The 22,261-nt window shown below is 50.4% G+C and carries 13 protein-coding genes; 10 read left to right on the top strand and 3 right to left on the bottom strand.

Annotated features, from left to right (window positions below; all coding sequences use genetic code 11):
* Positions 1–90: 90 nt before the first annotated feature.
* Together ACYVJM_RS18280 and ACYVJM_RS18275 are read right to left on the bottom strand one after the other, a co-directional pair.
* Entirely contained in the window at positions 91–2,721 is a 2,631-nt protein-coding gene (locus tag ACYVJM_RS18280; RefSeq protein ID WP_461149674.1) for an ABC transporter permease, read from the bottom strand.
* A complete protein-coding gene (locus ACYVJM_RS18275; protein ID WP_461149673.1) occupies positions 2,718–3,056 on the bottom strand; it encodes a PadR family transcriptional regulator in 339 nt (112 codons plus the stop codon). Before ACYVJM_RS18275 ends, ACYVJM_RS18280 begins: the two co-directional genes overlap by 4 nt.
* Before the next feature lie 224 nt (positions 3,057–3,280).
* Between ACYVJM_RS18275 and trpF the strand changes: the two genes are divergently transcribed.
* The 3 genes from trpF (at position 3,281) to ACYVJM_RS18260 (ending at position 5,756) form a co-directional block, all read left to right on the top strand.
* Entirely contained in the window at positions 3,281–3,916 is a 636-nt protein-coding gene (gene trpF / locus ACYVJM_RS18270; RefSeq protein WP_461149672.1) for a phosphoribosylanthranilate isomerase, read from the top strand.
* Positions 3,917–4,099: 183 nt separating this feature from the next.
* Positions 4,100–4,612 carry a PspC domain-containing protein gene (locus tag ACYVJM_RS18265; RefSeq protein WP_461149671.1) on the top strand — a complete coding sequence of 171 codons (513 nt, stop codon included), beginning with the start codon at positions 4,100–4,102 and terminating at the stop codon, positions 4,610–4,612.
* 85 nt (positions 4,613–4,697) lie between these two features.
* On the top strand, positions 4,698–5,756 hold the full coding sequence (locus ACYVJM_RS18260) for a LiaI-LiaF-like domain-containing protein (RefSeq protein WP_461149670.1): 1,059 nt from the start codon (positions 4,698–4,700) through the stop codon (positions 5,754–5,756).
* A gap of 122 nt (positions 5,757–5,878) precedes the next feature.
* Here the strand turns inward: ACYVJM_RS18260 and ACYVJM_RS18255 are convergent, their stop codons facing one another.
* Complete coding sequence (locus ACYVJM_RS18255) at positions 5,879–6,895, bottom strand: GntR family transcriptional regulator (protein WP_461149669.1); 1,017 nt, start codon at positions 6,893–6,895, stop codon at positions 5,879–5,881.
* Between the two features lie 303 nt (positions 6,896–7,198).
* Here ACYVJM_RS18255 and ACYVJM_RS18250 point away from each other — a divergent pair, with 303 nt between their 5' ends.
* The 7 genes from ACYVJM_RS18250 (at position 7,199) to ACYVJM_RS18220 (ending at position 22,082) form a co-directional block, all read left to right on the top strand.
* Entirely contained in the window at positions 7,199–10,381 is a 3,183-nt protein-coding gene (locus tag ACYVJM_RS18250) for a SusC/RagA family TonB-linked outer membrane protein (RefSeq protein WP_461149668.1), read from the top strand.
* Between the two features lie 11 nt (positions 10,382–10,392).
* Positions 10,393–11,889, top strand: coding sequence for a RagB/SusD family nutrient uptake outer membrane protein (locus ACYVJM_RS18245; protein WP_461149667.1), 1,497 nt, complete (start codon positions 10,393–10,395; stop codon positions 11,887–11,889).
* 32 nt (positions 11,890–11,921) lie between these two features.
* Entirely contained in the window at positions 11,922–14,279 is a 2,358-nt protein-coding gene (locus ACYVJM_RS18240) for a DUF1549 domain-containing protein (RefSeq protein WP_461149666.1), read from the top strand.
* A 139-nt stretch (positions 14,280–14,418) separates the two neighbouring features.
* The gene (locus ACYVJM_RS18235) at positions 14,419–15,855 is read left to right on the top strand and encodes a DUF1501 domain-containing protein (RefSeq protein ID WP_461149665.1); all 1,437 of its coding nucleotides are present in this window, start codon (positions 14,419–14,421) and stop codon (positions 15,853–15,855) included.
* 55 nt (positions 15,856–15,910) lie between these two features.
* A complete protein-coding gene (locus ACYVJM_RS18230) occupies positions 15,911–18,241 on the top strand; it encodes a PSD1 and planctomycete cytochrome C domain-containing protein (protein WP_461149664.1) in 2,331 nt (776 codons plus the stop codon).
* A 93-nt stretch (positions 18,242–18,334) separates the two neighbouring features.
* Positions 18,335–19,789: a DUF1501 domain-containing protein gene (locus ACYVJM_RS18225; protein WP_461149663.1), complete on the top strand. Its 1,455-nt coding sequence runs from the start codon at positions 18,335–18,337 to the stop codon at positions 19,787–19,789.
* 103 nt (positions 19,790–19,892) lie between these two features.
* A complete protein-coding gene (locus ACYVJM_RS18220) occupies positions 19,893–22,082 on the top strand; it encodes a c-type cytochrome domain-containing protein (RefSeq protein WP_461149662.1) in 2,190 nt (729 codons plus the stop codon).
* Positions 22,083–22,261 lie beyond the last annotated feature (179 nt).

The following is a 22,261-nucleotide window of genomic DNA, read 5'->3' as shown; positions in this document are numbered from 1 at the left end:
AGTGAGTTAAGGGCAGGGGAGAGAAGTGATGCATCGAGGAATTTAACGAGTAAGGAAGTAGGTTGAATCGTTCCCTTATACCCTTCGCCCTTAGTCTGCTTTCAAACTCTTGACCGGATTGATCGTGGCGGCCCGCAATGACTGCCAGCCAACGGTCAGAAAGGCAATGGTTATGGCAATAAATGCCGTAGCCAGGAACATCCAGACGCCAATGCTGATTCGATAGGGATAATTGTTGAGCCATTCATTCATGGCGTACCACGCGGCCGGGAATGCGAAGATGAACGAGAGCGAAACCAGTTTCAGAAAGTCTGTCGATAAGAGCTGAACAACACTGCCAACCGATGCACCCAGCACCTTCCGGATACCGATTTCTTTGGTACGTCGCTCGGCGGAGAGTGTCGCCAGGCCAAAAAGCCCGATGCACGAAATGAAGATGGTAAGAATGGCCCCGAAGAGCATCATCTGTTTCCACTTGGCTTCCGACTCATACCGTTTCAGATTTTCCTGATCTAAAAATTGATACGAATAGGGATTAAGGGGGAAGAGCTTTTTGAAGACTTTCTCGATATGCCGAAGGCTGGCCGTTTCGGTACCCGGTTTGATTTTAATAAAGGCCTTACCGTACTCATTGCTTTGTTTCATGGTAAACAGTTGCGGCTTTATTTTCTCACTTAGTGACTGGTAATGATGGTCTTTCACTACGCCGACTACAGTATATTTCTCGTTTCTGAACCAGAAATTGACGACCTGACCAATAGGGTTCTTCCAGCCCGCTTCTTTCACGAACGTTTCATTGACCAATACCGAATGTGACGAGTCGGATGGGTAGGCTGTAGAGAAATTACGTCCTAGTGTGATCGGTATTTTAAAGAGCGGGAGGTAGGATTCATTAACGGTTTCGTAAGCAAAATTCATCTGCGTTTCTCCGTTGATTTTAGCCACTGTCCCCCAAAAACCGCCATTCTTGGGCGCCACATCAATAATGTTTTGATTTTTAAGCAGCTCTTCTTTCAGTAGTTTTTCTTCGCTGCGTTTCAGGTTCGACTTGTCGATAATGACCAGATTTTTATCGTCGTAACCCAACTCTGTATTAGTCAGAAAATTGAACTGTGAATAAATGGTCAGGGAGGCAATGATTAGAAAAGAGGCCAGTGTAAACTGAAGCACGACCAATGATTTTTGCAGGTAGTTTTTGCCGGACAAATTAAATCGGCTGTACAGCGTTTGAACCGGATTGTAGCCCGACAGAATAAGCGCCGGGTAGAAACCGGACAACAGACTTGTGGTAATGAACAGGATGATGTACCCCGCTACTAACTTCACATCAAACAGATACGAGAGCGCAAGGGCCTTGTTGGCGAGTTGATTGAACGTTGGCAGGGCCAGTTCGATCAGGCCGATGGCCAGCAGGAAAGCAACAAGACAAAATAAAAACGACTCGCCCAGAAACTGGATGATCAGCTGCGTTCTGGCCCCGCCCACCACTTTCCTGACGCCTATCTCCTTGGCGCGCTTCAGGGAGCGGGCTACGGTCAGATTGACAAAATTGATACAGGCGATCAGCAGGATGAACAGCGCAATACCCGACAGAATGTACGAAAAAGTGGGGTTACTCTCGTCGACAAGCCCGTTGCTGGCCGGTAGCTCTTTGCTCAGGTGCATGTCGGTAAAGGGCTGAAGCGTGTACACCGTTTTGCCCGTTATACCGTACTTTTTGGCAACTAGTTTAATACTCTCCTGGGCATCGGCCACATAGACCCGATTCATCTTTGCCTCTACCGCTTTCAGGTTGGCCCCCGGACTAACCAGTACAAACGTATTCATGAAGACACTGAACCAGTTTTCATTATTGGCCATCTCGTCAGCCCCGATCACCAGGGGCATGAGCACGTCAAATTTGATGGATGAGTTTTGGGGGCTCTTTTTGGCCACACCCGTCACCGTATAGGGTTCAAATCGCTCGTCCTGCCTGAAAAACAGCGATTTGCCCAGTGCATCTGTTGTCCCGAAGTTTTTCTGCGCAACCTCTTCTGATATGACAACCGATTGTGGGTTTTGCAATGCGGTTTTCGGGTTGCCGCTTAGGAGCGGGAAGGTGAATACCGAAAAGAAATTTGTATCGGCGTAATGAACGGACTGGCTTTTAATGTCAGTGCCCTCCTTCATATCCCGATGGTTTTCCCGATACCTTACAAAGGTGGTTATCTCCGGGACGCCCTCATGGAATTTTGGCCCTGGAAAAACACCGGTGTAGGGCTGTAACTGCTCAACAATACCGGCGGGTGTCAGCGATTTGCTAGTGATTCGGTAAATGGATGGATTATTTGCATGAAACCGGTCGTAACTAACTTCGTCTTTGGTATACAGCATAATCAACATGGCCGCTGACAGACCAATGCTTAGCCCAATGATGTTAATGGCCGAATATGCCTTGTTTCGGGCGAGGTTACGAATAGCGATTTTGAGATAGTTCTGGAACATAGCCGGACTGAATAAAGAGACTGAAGGATAGCGTTCTGGTTGGCGTTTCAGGGCAAACGGGCGTATAAAGCGCAGTACGTTGATCCAGTAATTACGGTTTGCGCGTCGAGCACCCATCGTGCTTAATTCGCGGGTAAATCGCTCATGCAAATCGCCCTGCACCTCCTCCAGTAGATGCGGAGCGCAGAGCCATTCGAGGAGCCGGTCGGCCCAGCGGGGTGGTTGCGATGCGTTCATATACTGAGGGCCGGTAAGACGTTTGGCGAAATGGATTCCCACAACTGGTCGCGCATGGCCCGGATGTCGTGCAGGGCCCGGCTACCTAATGCGGTAACTGTAAAGAGTCGTTTCCGTCGGCCGCCCCGTTCGGCGGTGGCTTCGCCCATCTGCGATTTGAGCATGCCTTTCTCTTCCAGTCGATGCAGGGCCGCGTGTACCGCGCTGATGCTCACCGATCGGCCCGTTTGCCGATCCAGTTCGTCAGTGATAGCAACGCCGTAGGCACCTTCGTGCAGGACAGCTACCGTCAATAATACCAGTTCTTCAAACTCACCCAGGTACGTTCGTTTCATGCCAAAAGAATAAGATTAACTTTTGTAGAACAAATGCTTTGCCAACTCTTAAAAAAGGACTTTCTAGCTTACAGGCGAAGATTTGGTGAAATATAGTCTGTCCGAAATCGTACACGGCTGTCCGCTGGTGAACAATACGGACGGCCTTCGGGTAGTACAATACGGGTCTGTCCGTACCTTTGCGGACACGTATTGTCAGAAAATCCTTACTACCCTTTACTACTATGGCCCTGAAGACGCTGGTCAAAATCTCGAACGTTACGAACCTCAGTGATGCCCGCTACTGCGCGGGTATGGGCGTCGATATGCTTGGCTTTTCGATGGATACTGACTCGCCGGACTACGTTGACCCAAAAAAGTTTGGCGAGATTCGGGGCTGGGTGGCTGGCGTTCAGATTGTTGGTGAAACGTCATCGACTGATCCCGAGATCATCGAAGAACTGATAGCTACTTACCAGCCCGATCTGTTACAGGTCGATGAGGCTGCTTTATTGCCGTACCTAAGTACGCTGGCGAATACAGCGAACGATCTGCGGTTCATCTTACGGGTGGATGTTGCTCAACTCACCTTCGACCAACTCGATACGACCCTGCAAACCGGGGCAACCAATGCTGATTATGTATTGCTGGAAAGTAAAGGCCCCATGCACCTGGATGAAGATGTAAAAGAACTCTTGAAACGACAGGCGTCTCGCTACCCAATTCTTTTGGGAACGGGTATATCAGTCGGAAACGTCCACCAGCTACTCGATGATTTATCTGTGAAAGGTATTGCCCTGAGCGGAGGTGCCGAAGAGCAACCCGGCAACAAAGAGTTCGGCGAGTTAATGGATATTCTGGAAGCGATAGAGGAGGATTGAGGAAGTCGGTGGGCAGTTTACCCAATACCTTATCATAATCCAGTACTATGTATAACCTACTATCATTGAAAACATACATCCATCCATAAGCGCGTCCTTTCTTCCTATTCTACTTCCACAGAACACGTTCATCGGCTAGGTTTACATCAGTTTTAACGGTCCGGCGATCCGGCACTAGAAGCCATGAACAAGAGATTAGAACGTATAGCAGACCAGGCCCAGATTGGGGGCGTATGCGCTGGTCTTGCAGATTATTTCGGAATTGATCGCACATTGGTGCGGGTACTTTTTGTGGTTGGGATTTTTCTGCCCCATTTCCCGGCTTTCATCATTTATGTTATCTTGTGGATCGCATTGCCTGAACGCCGTTTTGCGGGTTCTGCGGCTCAATCAACTATTTACGCAAACCCTGTTTTTTCCATGAATCCTTACAATCCCAATAAACCCGCATCGCCCGACCGTAGTCTGGTTGGTGGAGCTGTTCTGATTTTACTCGGTGTTCTTTTCCTGATTGATCGCTATTTCGACATCAGTTTCGGCGATTTGTGGCCATTCATCCTGATCGCTATCGGTTTGTGGCTGATTTTCCGGGACCGGATCAAGACCCCGTTTGATCAGAATCAAAACGATCCCTACAAGAGTGATCCTTACAAGAGTGACCCAACTCAAAACGACCCCAATAACGGAACACTATAAATGATGTGGGGTGTAGGCTATATGATGTATACGCTTAGCAGTTTAAATACATCATTTAGCCTACATCCTACATCAAAAAACTCTTATGAAACGCACTAACGGATTATTCTGGGGCATTTTCTTACTCACCCTGGGTGTATTGTTTCTGGCACGGCGGGCAGGTTGGCTCGATGTAGACTGGCACTCGCTGGTGAATTTATGGCCTGTGTTATTGATTCTGGCCGGTGTTAACCTGATTCTGGAACGGCGGGGCAATCCGGCTGCTTTTATCACAACGGTCATGCTGGCCGTCGCCGTACCCACAACGCTGTTTGGCTTTTTCTCGCACGACCGTGACCGCGATGGTTTTCATATGCGCTGGAATCATGACGATGACGATGATAACGACCGTAGTTATTCGGATGGCGATGATGACAATTCGGATGAGGACAATGGAAATGATGATGGCGACAACGAAGACGACTACCGGGCCGAGCGCGACCGGCGTGATGCGAACCGGACAGAAACCCATTCGAATACCTTTGCCGAACCCATGAGTGGCGAAACCCGGGAGGCTGTATTGAAGTTGTCGGGTGGCGCGGGCCGTTTCATCATCAGTGATCCAACGACCGAACTGATCAAAGCCGATACAAAACAAACGGTTGGCAGCTATTCCATGTCGGTTGAGCGCGATGAAACGACGCATATCCCAACCATTGAGTTAAAGCCTACGGAAGAAAAACAAGACATCGACCTGAAAGACGGTGACTACGAAAACCGGGTGGACGTACACCTGAACACAGCACCCGTCTGGACAATGGACGTTGCACTGGGTGCTGGCCAGGGCGACCTGGATTTAAGTGCTTACGCCGTAAAAAGTCTGAAATTAGGCGTAGGAGCCGCTGAACTCGATCTGAAACTAGGGGCTAAAGCCGATCAGGCTGATGTAAAGCTCGACGTTGGTGCGGCTTCCGTTACGGTTCGGGTGCCCAAAGAAGTGGGTTGCCGGATCAAGAAAGACGGTGCATTTAACATTGAGCAGCTGGACGATTTTACCAGCGTGGGTGGCGGAGAGTTTGTAAGCCCTGGCTACGATGCTGCCAAAAAGAAAATGCTTATTCGCTTCGACGGGGGCATTTCAAAGTTTAAAGTGGTGCGCTATTGATCCCAACCGGGATTTTAACCAGAAAGGATTAAACAAGATTATTACAGCCAAAAAATAGTGCTGACAATATCAGCTTGCTTCAGTAATCTTGTTCAATCCTTCAAATCTGGTCAAAATCCCGGTTAAAGAGATTTGCGAATGACCAGATGGAACGGGTTCTCCACGTGTTCTACACTGGCATTCAGTACCAGTTGAGCGGCCGTTCGGCCCATTTGGGCGAAGTCTGTTGAGATGACCGTGATGCCATCCAGCAAAAATTCTTTCAGGGGTGTGTCATTATACGACAATATGCCCACCTCCTGGCCAACGATGTAAGGCGTCGTTTTTATTCGCTTGATGAGTTCGACCAGGTCCTCTTCCATCAAATTTATATAGGCATTCTGCGGGCGAATCACTTCGTTGTTGATGTCGTTGATGACGCGTGTTTCAAAACCATGTTCGAAGCAGAACTTATAGAAGCCATTCAAAATGGCTTTGGGATGGTAAGTATAGTGCGGAAAGAGAATATTAAGCGTCGTGTATTTCTTTAGGAGTGGAAGTGCCTCCGTAAGTGCCTGATAAACATCTTTCTCAAAGTTCTGGAATACAGCAGCGTACTGCCCCGATACACCCTCCATGAGTTTATCCAGAATAACCAGTTTGTGTTTGGGCAGGCTGTTGATCAGCTCATCGGCTTTGTCTCCCCCCTCAAAAAAGTGGCCGATAATAACGTAATGCGTGTGATTGCGGGCCTGCCGTTGAATCAAATCCCGAAATAAGCGGAAGTCATTGTTATAGATAAAAAAATCAATGGCTACGCCCGGTCCCAGCAACTCAACAAAGGAGTCATAAATGATTTTCTTGTGGGCACTCAGCTTGTTGAATAAGAGAAATATCTTTAAGTTTTTGCCCGTTTTGGTATAGTTAATATAGAATCCTTTGCCTTTTACGGCACCAATTATCTCCTTTTCTTTCAGCAGTTCGTACGCCCGTTCTACTGTTCCTTTCGCTACGTCAAACTCGGCACATACCTCATGAATAGACGGTAGCTTGTCGCCGGGTAAAATATCCTGGTTTTCAATGCCTTCGACAATTGAATTGTAAATCTGTTGATACTTCGGCGTATTTGAGTAATCATTGATTTTAATGTGATACAGCATAGTCTCTTTGTCGCGTATACGGAATAGCTACAGCGCACTTATAAGAAAGTGAAGAGAGTAGGTTTAGCTACTATTAACAGGGCGAAACAAAAACTGTAAATCAAACCAGGAATAAGGTTAGCTCTGGTCTACTGAAACTCCCCAAAGGTCTCTTTTTTAATTTAATGCCGAAAAACTATTAAAAAACTATTAAAAACTAGGAAGGTATAGGAAAGTCACACATAGCCTTATTGTAATATTTGGCCATAGAGTTGTCTATTTCCAAGTAGTTCAAGTCTAACCAAACCCTCAAACAGTAACACTATGAAAAAGCTCTATCAATTAGTTGCCTTTAGTATAGTAGCTGGCTGTTGTATAAGCCATGCGTATGGACAGGGAGTAAGTGTAGAGAAAGGCAGCCCACCGTCCAAGGTACGGGATCAGGTGGCGCTGGCTAATCTCACACGACAGACCGTGAGCAGCGATTCGAAACTAGTCGATGTTATTGTTACTGGTAGGGTAATTGATGAGAAAGGAAGTGGACTGCCGGGGGTGAGCGTCGTTCTGAAAGGCTCGACTCAGGGAGCAACGACGGATGGATCGGGAGCTTACCGGATCTCGGCACCCAACTCGGCTGCAACGCTCGTGTTCAGTTTTGTGGGCTACCAGAAAAAGGAAGTTCTAATCGGCAATCAAACGTCGATAACCGTTTCCCTGATTCCGGACGACCAAACGCTCAACGAAGTGGTTGTGGTGGGGTACGGCTCGCAGCGTCGGCAGGATTTAACCTCAGCCGTTTCGGTTATTAACATGCGGGATATTGGTGAGCAACCCGCCAACAACCCCAACCAGATTCTTCAGGGACGCGCACCGGGCGTTGTCGTCAAGCAGAAAAGTGGTACACCCGGTGGCGTATTTGAAGTTCGGGTACGGGGTATTGGCTCACTGGGGGCGGGCAGTAATCCGCTGTACGTTATCGATGGGTTTGCCGTTGGCACAACGGTTGGGCAGAACCTGAATCCGAATGATATCGAGAGTGTCACCGTCCTGAAAGATGCAGCGTCCACCGCTATCTACGGGGCCAGAGGGTCTAACGGTGTTGTGCTCATCACGACCAAACAGGCTAAAGAAGGGAAGGTAAATGTCAATCTGTCGCTCGATTACGGGATTCAGGCGGTGCCCCGATCCAGACGGGTGACCATGCTGACCGGGCCTGAATTTGCCCAGTTTAAGAAGGACGTTTTCATGGATCAGATTCGTATTCTGCAGAATCGGGAACCCGCCGAAAGCGAAGTCCCGATTGGCTACCGTTTTCCGGAACAGACCAAATACTCGACCAACTGGTTTGACCTTATCATGAACGACAATGCCCCTTATTCAGATCTGAATATGACCGTCTCTTCGGGCTCAGGTCCTATAAAATCGCTGATTTCGGTGGGGTATTATAAGGAGGAGGGAACCATCAAAAAGACGAATTATGATCGTATCTCCGTTCGCTCCAATCTGGGAGGACAAGTCAATAAATTCATCAACGTTGGCCTAAATATCAACGGAACCTATACCCGGCAGAATCTGGCCAATACAGACGGTCGAAGTGCCCTGGTAGGTGGCGCTTTACTGATGGACCCACGGGCTACCCCCTATAATGCAGATGGGTCATTGATTCCATACATCAACGGAGTCGATGGGGTTTTCGGCTTCCCCAATCCGCTGTTCGTGCTGGAAAACGTGTACCGCAAGCGCAACATTGCCGATCTCTTGACCAATGGATTTGTTGAGCTATCCTTCCTGCGGAATTTTAAGTTTAGGACCTCTGCCAACGTAAAACTGACGAATAACACCTACAAAGAATATGTGCCATCAACCATTGGTCTGCCGGTAGCATCCGGTACGGCGGGTGCACCCCCACGGATCGCTACTGAAACAGACAATACGGAGGAGCTAACCAACTACTCGCTGGATCAACTGCTTACGTACAAGCCGCAGCTGTCGGCCAATCATAGTCTGGATGTTCTGGTGGGTTATACCGCTCAGCAGGAAAAAGTACGCGGCTTTACGGGTACGGGTAATACGTTTCCGGATGACCTGGTTCCGTTTCTGGGAGCCGCATCAATCCGATCGGCTTCTTCCACTGAATTTGGCTGGAGTATGCTGGCCTATTTGAGTCGCGTCAACTATTCGTATAAAGACAAATACCTGCTTTCCGCGTCTTTTCGGCGGGAGGGAAGTTCGCGATTCGGGGCCAAGAACAAGTACGGCGATTTTCCGGCGGCTTCCATTGGCTGGCGTATTACCGAAGAATCGTTTATGCCGAAAACCGCCTGGCTTAGCGACCTTAAACTTCGGGCCAGTTGGGGCGTAACGGGTAATAACGACATTGGTAACTACCCAAGTCTGGCATTCGTAGGGGCCAACAACTACATTCTGGGTAACTCATTTGCCGCCGGTAAAGTGGTCAGTTCTTTTGCCAATCAGGAGTTGAAATGGGAAAAATCCAATCAACTGGATATTGGTCTGGATCTGGCCCTGTTCAACAGCAAGCTGATTTTTAATGCCGAATACTACCGGAAGATTACCAACGACATGCTGTTGCCGGTTTCCATTCCGTCGGTATCGGGCTTTACAACCAGTCTGGATAACATCGGTAAAGTGGAGAACCACGGGTTTGAGCTGGGCGCCGAATTCCGGACTACCATTGGTCAGGTCAACTTCCGCAGCAACGCCAACATCAGCTTCAACCGTAACAAGATTCTGGCCATCAAGGGCGCTAATGACGCCCTGTACTACGGCAGTTTTTACGGAGGGTATAACGTTCAGAAAGTGGGTCGTCCGGTGGGTATGATCTACGGCTATAAAAAGCTGGGCATTTTCAACACGCAGGCCGAAATCGATGCTGCACCCAAGCAGGATGGGGTTATTCCGGGCGGGATGAAGTTTGCGGATACCAACGGCGACGGCGTTATTTCGTACGATACCCAGGATATGGTTGAAATTGGCAACCCAAATCCGGCCTTTACCTGGGCCTGGACATTTGCCGCCGACTATAAGAAGTTCGATATCAATCTTATGTTCCTTGGCGCGCAGGACTTCGATATTTACCGCAACATTGAAGCTTCGACCATGAACATGGACGGGGTATTCAACGTACTTGACAAGGCCAAAGATCGCTGGCGGTCGGCTACCAATCCCGGAACCAACCCAACGGATGTACACGCGCAGGGCGGCACCAGCTACTTCAAATGGTCGCGCGAAAGCAGTGACCGGTATGTGTATGACGGCAGCTACGTCTGGCTGAAAACCGTTACCATTGGCTACAACTTTCCCAAGTTCAAATCAATCCTGAGCAACGCGCGGGTTTTCGTGACGGGTAACAACTTGTTGATCTTCACAAAATACCCCGGCAACAACCCGGACGCGGGTGTCCGAAGCACGACCGAGCCGAACAATGACGACGAGTCTTATCCGGTTCCCAGAACTTATGCTGCTGGTATCAAACTGAACTTCTAATCGCCACGAACATGAAAAATAAACTTCTTATCGGAACCCTTCTTCTTTGTCTGGGCCAGTTTTCGTGCAGTGATGATTTACTGGTCACTACCGACCCGACCCGTATTGGCACCGACCTGTTTTATAAAAACGAAACCCAGTTTTTACAGGCACTGAATGGCGTGTATGGTCAATTACAGAACATCACCAACGCAGCTTACATCTTTCAGGAGTTCCCGTCCGACAACACCACGCTCGATTTTAACCCGCTCGATCGCGGGGGAGCGGCTGGCTGGGAAGCCTTCGAATTCTCGACTGTCAATCAGGGAAATGGCGAAATTGCCAACGTCTGGAACCTGTATTATTCCGCGCTGTATAATACTAATTACACGCTGGAAAAGCTGGCCGCCAGTACGCTCGATGCCGCCGTCAAAGCGCCCATCGAAGGACAGTTGAAGTTCCTGAGAGCCTATTTTTATTTCCATCTGGTCCAGTATTTCGGGGATGTCGTGCTGGTTACGTCGACGCTGGATAAGCCCGATAAAGCGTTTGACCTGGTTCGATCGCCCCAGGCCGATGTGTGGGCGCAGATCGAGAAGGATTTGAAAGAAGCGGTCCCCTTACTACCGGCCACTTTCCCCGCATCTCAGCTGGGCCGGGTTACCAAAGGAGCTGCCCTGGGCTTGTTGGGTAAAGTGTACCTAACACAGAAGAAGTACGGTGATGCCGTAACAACGCTGAAACAGGTAACCGGCTACTCGCTAAACGCCGTTTATTCGGATAATTTCAACCCCGCCCGAAAGAACGGGCCTGAATCCCTGTTCGAAATTCAGTACCAGGGAGGTAACGACCTGGGCGAATGGAGTACGTTTGCCTACACGTTTGCTCCCCGGCTATCCGCAGGGGCCGTGACTGGGTTTGCCAACACCACGCCGGGCGGACGCAACATCCCGACCAACGACATGATTGCGGCCTACGAACCCGGCGATCTGCGGAAGGATGTGTCGCTAAAAACCAGCTATACGCTGAACGGTACGGTTGTTCCTATTCCATATGTGACAAAGTTTACCTACCCGCACACCATCACCGGGCGGACGGATAACAACTGGCCGGTTCTGCGGTACGCCGATGTGCTGCTGATGCTGGCCGAAGCCATCAACGAACAATCGGGACCAACGGCAGAAGCCTACGGCTATGTAAATCAGGTTCGTACGCGGGCAGGTCTTAAGGCGTTGGATGGTCTCGATAAAGCAGCTTTCAAAGCGGCCGTGCTCAAGGAAAGACGCGTTGAATTGGCGTTTGAAAACCATCGCTGGTTTGACCTGAAACGGACCATGACGCCGGCCGAACTGGCCACCTTCATGAATGCTCACGGAGCCAGAGAGAAAGCAAAGCCAACAGTAGATCGGGGCGGTATTGCGTTTAATGCATTAGACTATGTCTACAGTGACTTCGAATATTTCTTCCCCGTTCCCGCACCTCAAATTTTGATTAACAGTAAGCTAACCCAAAATGCGGGTTATCAGTAAACCATTTTTTCTTAACCCATTACTGCAACGTAATGTCTGTATTAACTGAAACATTTTGGCTTTGGCAGTTTTTGGGCCGTCTGCACCCGCTGATGGTCCATTTCCCGGTGAGTTTGCTCTGCATCGCGCTCGTTCTCGAAGCGGTTGGCTGGTTCCGGAAATCGACAGAGCTGCAGGCGGGTATTCGCGCAATGGTCTGGATCGGCACGATCAGCTCGGTGGTGGCAGCCGGGCTGGGACTGCTTCTGGTCAATCAGGACGACTACGGCGGCAACACCGTAACCATTCACCAATGGTCAGGTCTGGCAACGATGACCCTGGCGCTGTTGACGGTGTTCGCCCTGCGCTCCGGACAGACCCGTTTATATCGGGGACTGTTGGCTACTACCGTGTTGGGCGTCAGTCTGGCGGGCCATTATGGGGCCATGCTGACGCACGGCGACGACTACCTGAGCAGTGTGTTGCCGTTCGACAAAGGCGGGAGTTCGCCAGTGGAAAGTGATACCAAATTTGCCTTCGCCACGGTCAATCAACCGCTGAGCGATAAACAGATTGGTGAGCTGAACATGGAGGTGCGGTCTATCCTGGCGCATAACTGCTACAGTTGTCATAGTGCAACTAAAACCAAAGGAGGGCTGCGGCTGGATAAGAAAGAGCTTGTCATGAAGGGGGGCGAGGATGGTGTCATTCTGGTGGCTGGCCATCCCGAGGATAGCGAGATCATACGTCGGATCAAGCTCCCCGCCGGTCATAAAGAGGCTATGCCAACCAAAGGAAAACGCTTGTCTGAACACGATGTTGAGTTACTCGAATACTGGATCAAGCAAGGCGCTCCCTGGCCTAGCGGCCCCGAGAAAAGCATCTATCGGGTGGCGGCTCTGGAGCCCCGGCTACCCGAACTGCCCGATGCGCCAGCCGGTATTACCAACCCCATCGACAAGTTTGTGAACGTCTATTTTCAGCAGCACAAACTGACCTGGAAAAACAGTATTGACGACCGCACCTACATTCGCCGGGTTTACCTGGATGTAGTGGGTTTGCTGCCATCGCCCGAACAGATCAAGACGTTCGTTGCCGACCAGCGGCCCGATAAACGGGATCTTCTCGTTAAAGAGCTGCTCAACCGAAATACCGACTATGCCCAGCATTGGCTGACCTTCTGGAACGACGCCCTCCGCAACGATTATACCGGTACAGGCTACATTACCGGTGGCCGGTTCGATATTACCAGCTGGCTTTATAACTCCCTGAAGACCAATAAGCCCTACAACCAGTTTGTGCGGGAATTGGTAAGCCCGACTAAAGAATCGGCGGGATTTATTAAAGGCATCAAATGGCGGGGAACCATCAATTCGAGCCAGCGTACCGAAATGCAGGCCGCGCAAAACGTGTCGCAGGTGCTGCTTGGGCTCAACCTTAAGTGTGCGTCGTGTCACGACAGTTTTATCAGCGACTGGAAACTGGCCGATGCCTACGCCTTCGCCAACGTCTTTGCCGATACAACGCTGGAAATCAACCGCTGCGACAAACCGACGGGCAAAAAAGCCGATACACGCATCATCTTCGAAAAATTGGGTACCATCAATGGTAAAGCAACCACCGACCAACGGCTCAAGGAACTGGCCGATTTTCTGGTGCAGCCTAAGGATGGCCGTCTGTACCGCACGGTCGTGAACCGGATATGGGCACAGGTGATGGGCCGGGGAATCATCGAGCCCGTCGATGTGATGGACAACGACCCCTGGAGTGCGGATTTACTGGACTGGCTGGCGTCTGATTTCGTTACGAATGGCTATGACATCAAGAAACTGATGTACACCATTCTGACCTCGAAAACATATCAGCTTCCTTCCGTCGGTCTTAAAGAAGCGGATATGATTACCGCGCCCAACTTTGTGTTTCAGGGTATGGTTCGCCGTCGCCTGACTGCCGAGCAGTTTGCCGATGCCGTTAGTCTGGCGTTCAGTCCGGTTTATGCCGATTCCTCGATTGTGGAGAAGCAGTTTCCGCAGCAACTCAAAAAAGAAATGCCGTTTCCAAGGGCTTCTCTAGTTAAAAATGATCCCTTCCTGACGGCACTGGGACGCCCGAACCGCGAAACAGTCAGCACCAGCCGGTCATCGCAGGCGAATTTGTTGCAGGCCCTGGAACTAACCAACGGGGAGAAGTTCAACGACGCCCTCAAGCGCGGGGCTCAGCAATGGAAAGCCACTTACCCAACCTCCGATGTGCTGGTGCGGAATTTATACTGGAAAGCGTTGGGGCGGGAGCCAAAACCAAATGAACTGGCCATTGCCCAGAAGATTGTGGGCAAAAGTCCCAGTACAGAAGGTATTCAGGATTTGGTATGGGCTATTAGCCTGCACCCCGAATTTCAGCTGATTTACTGACAGAGGCATTTCGCAGCGCAAACGCATCTAACGGGCTACATACTAAGCAGTAAGAAAGACCAGTTAATGACTTATAAACACCTGATGTACAGTCCTCCGACGCCGAGGTACGTACATCAGGTTTTAAGCCGGAAATAACATGAATACGAACTGGAATAGACGGGAATTTCTACAAAAAGCCAGTGCCGCAACCATGGCCGCTCTGGCAGCGGGAGCCCCCATGTCGAGCCTGTTATCGGGTTGCAGCCGGACGCGAAAGCCGGGTGAAACAACCGGAACCGCCGACACGGTTATCCTGCTCTGGATGGCGGGTGGCATGGCGCATACGGAAACCTTCGACCCTAAGCGGTACACGCCTTTCGAGAAAGGAATGGAAGGGAACCGGGTGTTGAGCACGTTCAAATCCGTACCCACCGTACTGGATGGCATTCATTTTTCGGACGGGTTGCAGTCCATCGGGAAGGTGATGGATAAAGGAACGTTGATTCGGTCGTACGTGGCTGCGGACATGGGCCACATTCTGCACTCCCGTCACCAGTACCACTGGCACACCTCTTATGAGCCGCCCCAGACTGTAGCGGCTCCGCATCTTGGCTCCTGGATTGCCAAGGAACTAGGGCCGAAAAATCCGGTCATTCCTGCCTTTGTCGACATCGGTCAGCGGTTTACGGTGGGCGAGGCCGAAGAGCTGAAAGCCTTTCATACCGCTGGTTTTCTGGGTAATGAATACGGCCCGTTCTTTATCCCCGACCCAAGTCAGGGGTTAGAGAGTGTTCGGCCGCCGGTGGGCATGGATGCCAAACGCTTTGAACGCCGGAATCAGCTGTATAACGATCTGATCAGTGGCGGACCGATGGGCGAGTTTGGGAGCGACTACCAGAAAGAGTCCCTCAAACGCTCGATGGAACAGGCGTATATGCTGCTTAACTCGCCCGAAGCCAAAGCATTTGATCTGAGCAAAGAACCCAAAGCGAGCTACGACATTTATAATACCGGCAAGTTCGGACTGGGTTGTTTACTGGCCCGCCGACTAACCGAACAGGGTGCCCGGTTTATCAGCGTTACGACTGAATACGAGCCGTTTAAAGGCTGGGATACCCACGAAAACGGACACACCCGGCTGGAAGATATGAAAAAGCAGATCGACGGGCCGATTGCACAGCTTATCAAAGATTTGGACAAAACTGGGCACCTCGACCGCACAATCGTTATTCTGGCCAGCGAGTTCAGCCGGGATATGATGGTAGAGGGGCGGCCGGATGCGAAAGTACGGGAACAGGTTCAACAGCCGGAGATCTTGTCCGATCTGAAGTTCTATGGTATGCATCGTCATTTTACCGACGGTTGCTCGATACTGATGTTTGGTGGGGGAATCAAAAAAGGGTTCGTCTATGGCAAAACGGCCGACGAACGCCCCTGCAAAACCATTGAAAATCCGGTGCATATCGAAGGTATTCACCAGACCATTTACCACGCGCTGGGTATTGCCCCCGACACGCATTACGAAGTGGAAAAAAGGCCGTTTTACTCGACACCCGATGGAAAGGGAAAAGCAGTGATGGAGTTGCTGGCGTAAAAGCGGACGGTCGCTCCCGTGGCCTGGTTCGTTCGCTCTAAATAAATTGTTCGGTATGCATAAAAGTGCTTTTTATATCATTGGACTGATTGCCGGAATTGTTGTGTATCTGCAATCCTGTTCAACCAGTTCGTCCAGCCGGGTAATCGACCAGGGCCGATCGGACAACATACCCGAAACCATCAGCTATAACTTCGATATCCGGCCAATTCTGTCTGATAAGTGTCTGGCCTGCCACGGGCCGGATGCCAACAAGCGGGAGGCAGGATTGCGACTCGATATGGCCGAAAGCGCGTACGCTGCCCTGAAAGAGCATCCGTCGGCGCACGCGCTGGTGCCGGGCAAGCCCGAGTTGTCGGAAGTATTCCGGCGAATCAGTTCGGCCGATACGTCGATCATGATGCCACCGCCTTCGTCGAACTTAAAGCTGACAGCCCGTGAGCTAAAGCTGATCGAGAAATGGATTCGGCAGGGGGCGGCCTATGAAAAACACTGGTCATTTGTTCCGCCCAAAAAACCGGCTGTTCCAACCGTAAAACTGGCTGAGTGGCCGAAGAATGAGATTGATTATTTTGTCCTGAAAAAGCAGGAACAGCAGGGCGTAACGCCAAACGAAGAAGCGGACAAAGAGCGGCTGCTCAAACGGCTGAGTCTGGATCTGGTTGGCTTGCCGCCGACGCTTGCGTTGATGGATGGCTTCCTGGCCGACAAGAGCGCCAATGCGTACGAGAAAGTTGTCGATCAGCTCTTGAAGAACCCCGCTTACGGGGAGAAAATGGCGCTGCACTGGCTCGATCTGGCCCGTTATGCCGATTCGCACGGGTACCAGGACGACGGTTACCGAACGCAATGGCCCTGGCGGGATTGGGTCATTCATGCCTTCAACAAAAACATGCATTACAACGATTTCGTGAGCTGGCAGCTAGCTGGTGACCTGATGCCTAACAGTACAAAAGAGCAACTACTGGCTACGGGCTTCAACCGAAATCACAAAATTACCGAAGAGGGGGGCGTCATTCCGGAAGAGTACCGGACCATGTACGTGACTGATCGGAATGATCTGTTCGGGAAGGGGTTGCTCGGTGTAACCATCGAGTGCGCTCATTGCCACGACCATAAATACGACCCGTTCTCCCACAAAGAGTACTATCAGCTTTTTGCGTTTTTCAATAACGTAAAAGAAGTGGGTATCGAATCCGTTATTGGTGGCCCAGATACCTACGCTAAAAAACCCCTGATGGAAATTAGTGATGAGGACGTAAAAAGTATCTTGTCGTTCGTCAACAAACGGGACACCAACCGCCTGATCGTGTCTGTGATGGGTGATCTGGATACGACCCGAAAAACATTTATTCTCAAGCGTGGGGTTTATGACGCCCCCGGCGAAGAAGTGCAGCCCGGAACCCCCAAAGCCATTCTGCCTTTCAATCCCAGCTATCCCAAAAACCGGCTTGGGCTGGCTAAATGGCTGTTCGACAGAAAAAACCCACTGACAGCCAGGGTGTATGTCAATCTGTTATGGCAGGAGTTTTTCGGAAAAGGAATCGTTAGAACGTCCGGCGATTTCGGGATGCAGGGCGAACTGCCTTCCCATCCCGAACTACTCGACTGGCTGGCGGTTGATTTCATGGAGCATAACTGGGACATTAAGCGGCTGGTAAAACAGATGGTGACCTCCGCCACCTACCGGCAGTCGGCGGTGATTACACCTGAGAAACTGGCGGCCGATCCGGACAATCGCTTACTGGCCCGGGGGGCACGGTATCGTATTCAGGCTGAGTTTGTACGGGATTTAGTCTTGAGCAGCAGCGGGTTATTAAACCCAACTATCGGTGGTCCCAGCGTAAAACCCTATCAGCCCGCCGGTTTGTGGGAAGGAGCAACGTCGGGCCGGGGCCTGCTGTCGATGTACACCCAGGATCACGGCCCTAATCTGTATCGGCGGGGTATGTACACCCTGATCAAACGTACGGTTCCGCCCCCGTCGATGGCTATTTTCGACGCCAGCAACCGCGATCTCTGCGAGGTAAAACGACTGAAGACCAACACGCCCCTACAGGCGCTGGTCATGATGAATGATCCTGCCGTACTGGAAGCATCGCGCGTGCTGGCTGCCCGTTTGTTACAAGAGCGGGGAGACGTAAATGCCAAGATAGAAAAGGCATTTCGGCTAATTGTGAGTCGGAAACCGAACGAAAAAGAAGTGTCTATCCTGAGTGACTACTTCAATAAAGAACTGAAGAAGTCGACCAGGGCCAGCGCGGAAAAATCGCTGGCAGTGGGCGAATACCCAATTCCGGCGACTATCGACAAGCTAAAACTTGCCGCACTGATGCGGGTCGTAACGACCATTTATAATCTCGAAGAAACCATTACGAAGTCCTGAAATACCCCTGAATCTCCTACAGGGGACTTTCACCTGACTAGTCTCAACTCAAGGCCCCCTTTAGGGGATTCAGGGGTTAAAGAAACGGAACTCATGGAAAAAGAAATTCTCGAACACGGCCTGAACTTTAACCGGCGTCGTTTTCTATCCAGACTTAGCTTAGGTTTGGGCAGCGCAGCGCTGGGTTCGTTGTTAATTCCTGATCTCTTTAGTGGAAACGGTGCCGATGAAGATGGCCTGACGGTTGGCATCCCGCATTTTGCCCCCAAAGCCAAACGGGTTATCTATCTATTTCAAAATGGAGCCCCTTCTCAGCAGGAATTGTTTGACTACAAACCCAAGCTTCGGGAAATGATGGGGCAGGAGCTGCCGCCTTCCGTTCGGGGTACGCAACGACTCACGGGCATGACAGCCAACCAGAAGGAGTTTCCGATGGTGGGTTCATTTGTCGACTTCAAACAATATGGCGAGTCACGGGCCTGGGTCAGCGATCTGTTTCCGTACACCGCCAAAATTGTGGACGACCTGTGTATCGTGAAGTCAATGTTCACCGAGGCTATCAACCACGACCCGGCGCTTACATTTTTGCAGACGGGTTCGCAGCAGGGCAACCGACCAAGCATGGGCTCGTGGTTGAGCTACGGCCTGGGGAATGAAAATAAAAACCTGCCCAATTTTACAGTGCTGCTCTCGCGTGGTATCGGTAACGGACAGGGTGTTTACTCCAAATTATGGTCGAACGGTTTTCTGGACTCCGTGCATCAGGGTGTTCAGTTCAGCAAGGGCGAAGATCCGGTACTCTACTTGCGCGACCCGGAAGGCATGAGCCGACAGGATCGGCGGGATATGCTCGATAATCTGGCCCAGCTCAACGATCTGTCGTACCAGGAGTTTGGCGACCCGGAGATAGCCGCCAAAGTAAAACAGTATGAAATGGCCTACCGGATGCAGACCGCCGTGCCGGAGGTGATGGATTTGTCGAAAGAGCCGGACGATATTATTAAGCTCTACGGTCCCGACTGTCTGGTGCCCGGTACGTTTGCCGCCAACTGTCTGCTGGCCCGAAAATTATCCGAAAATGGCGTTCGCTTCGTTCAGTTATATCACCAGGGATGGGACCAGCACGGCAACTTGCCATTCGAAATCGCCAAACAGGCAAAGGACGTCGATCAGGCATCGGCGGCTCTGGTCACCGACCTCAAGCAGCGCGGTTTGCTTGATGAAACGCTGGTTATCTGGGGCGGTGAATTTGGCCGGACGAGCTATACGCAGGGTAAACTTACCAAGGAGAACTACGGCCGCGACCATCATCCCCGCTGCTTCACCATCTGGATGGCGGGCGGTGGTATAAAGCCGGGTATGGTCTACGGCGAAACGGATGACGTAGGCTACAATATCATAAAAGACCCCGTTCATGTGCATGATTTTCAGGCTACAGTTCTCAACCAACTGGGGCTTAATCATGAGAAACTGATCTTTAAACACCAGGGTCGGCGGTACCGATTGACCGATGTGTCCGGGAAAGTGATCCACGACATTATCGCTTAAACTCATTGTATCTAGGAGCTTGCGGCTGCTTGCCGACGGTTGATTGATCTACATTTTTTAGCACAAACAGCTTCCATCTGTTTGGTACACATTCCTGTTAAACATGAATAAACGGCTGGTCAAGTTCGCAGAACAGGGAGTATTTGTTCTGGTCATCTTTATCCTGTTCATCCTGCTTTTTAGCGATCGGATTGTTGTGCCTGTATGGTTGCAGCCCATTGGGCGTATGCACCCGCTGTTTCTTCATTTTCCTATCGTCATTCTGTTACTGGCGATGCTCATGGAAGCGTTTCGCTTTCGAACCACAACGGCTGAAAACCGGGTAGAAAATTCGGCATTTTACCGGGACTTTCTGTCTAACCTACTGCTCATTGGTACGTTGCTGGCTGGTCTCACGGTGATTATGGGCTTGTTTTTAGCACGTGAAGATGGGTATTCGGGCCAGGTGTTGTTCTGGCACAAATGGTCGGGTGTGGGTATTTTCTTCGCATCGACACTAGTTTACTCCATTCGGAATAAAACCTGGTATAACGTCCGGATTGCCAGAGTGGGCGCGCTATCCACAATCGTATGCTTGATTGCAGCAGGTCACTACGGAGCTACATTGACCCACGGCGACAACTTTCTCTTCGCCCCCATTAGCAATGAACTGAAACCGGCTCCCGTTTCGCTCGATCAGGCGCTGGTGTTCAACGATGTGATACAACCCATTTTTGAGCAAAAGTGCGTTAGCTGCCACAACCCCGACAAGTTGAAAGGAGAACTGAATCTGACCAGCATTGAGTCGATTCAAAAGGGAGGGAAAAGCGGTAAGTTGTTCGTGGCTGGTCAGCCCGCCCTTAGTCTGCTGCTACAACGGATTCATCTGCCATCCGACGAAAAAAAGCATATGCCACCGCTGGGAAAGAGCCAGCTCACACCTCAGGAAATGACCCTGCTGGCATTGTGGGTAAAAGGTCGCGCCGATTTCCAAAAAAGAGTGGTCGATTTGCCCCCCACCGACTCACTTCGTTTCATGGCGGCTGCCTTGTTTAAGCCGGTTCAGCCAGTCGAGACGTTTGATTTTGAGGCCGCTGATGAGGAGACTGTAAAGAAGCTGAACGACGATTACCGAACCGTTGCTCCGTTGGCCAAAGAGTCGCCCGCGCTGGCCGTCAATCTGTACAATCGGGCTTCCTACAAACCTGAGAAAATAGATGAACTAAATGCGGTAAAAGAGCAGATCGTTTATCTGAACCTTAATAAAATGCCCGTGACTGATGCAACTCTAGCGCGGATTCGACAGTTTGAAAATCTGCAAAAACTGGATTTGAATTTTACGGATATTACGGGAAAAGGCTTGGCTGAGCTGGCGTCACTGAATCAGTTGAAGACGTTGTCGCTGGCCGGAACGAAGGTTACGTTCGCCGATTTGCAGAAGCAGATTGGCTCGTTTAAATCCCTGAAAACCTTAGCTGTCTGGAACACGGCACTAACGCCCGCTCAGATCACACAATTGCAGAAAGAACATAAAAATATCCAGTTTATCGGTGGGTTCGACGGGGCGGCTAGTGAGCCAATCAAACTAAATCCGCCACAGATCAAGAACAGCTCCACTATCTTTAATAATACGCTGGCCCTGCAACTGAAACACCCTATTCGGGACGTTCAACTCCGGTTCACTACCGATGGCAGCGAACCCGACAGCATTCACTCGCTCGTCTTTACTGGGCAGACAGTTCTGGATAAACCGACCGTCATAAAAGCAAAAGCCTATAAGCAGGGCTGGTTTAGCAGCGATGTCGCCACGTTCAATTTTTACAAAGGAACGCATTTGCCGGACAGCGTGAATTTGTTGTTGCCGCTTAACCCGGTTCATCAGGCCGACGGCGCACATACTTTTTTCGATGGCAAACTGGGCACATTCAATGCCAATAGCCCGGCCTGGGCCAACAACTGGGCGGGATTCAGAAAGAATGAAATGGCCCTGGTATCCGAATTCAAAAAACCGGTTAGTGTAAGTTCGGTATCCTTGCGGATCATGGTTGAGGAGGAGACGAGTATTTTCCCCCCCGGTCTGGTTGAGGTGTGGGGTGGACCCAGTCGAACGCAGATGAAACGACTGGGCACGCTCAAACCTGAGCTTCCGGTCAAAAAAAGTCCCCATGAACTGAAAGCGATCACCTGCAAATTCCCCCCCCAAACCGTTTCTTACCTCAAGATTGTAGCGTTCCCGCTCAAGCAAATTCCTATCTGGCATCCAAATAAGGGCAATACTGCCTTGTTGCTGGTAGATGAAGTATTCATTAACTGATCTGGCTTATATAAGAATTTATTGATCTGTAAGGCAATGTTTTTCCCGATTATCTATTGATTATCAGGGCGATATCTATTTTGTATACCGTTAAAAAACTATATTTTATAAAGATTTTACCTGACTATGGGTAGGTATGGGAAAGTATGCTTTAACTCAATATTAATATTTGATTATTC

This window comes from Spirosoma pulveris (genome assembly GCF_054781875.1).
Note: the sequence above shows the minus strand (reverse complement) of the source record. Positions and strands in the feature narration are given on the sequence as shown.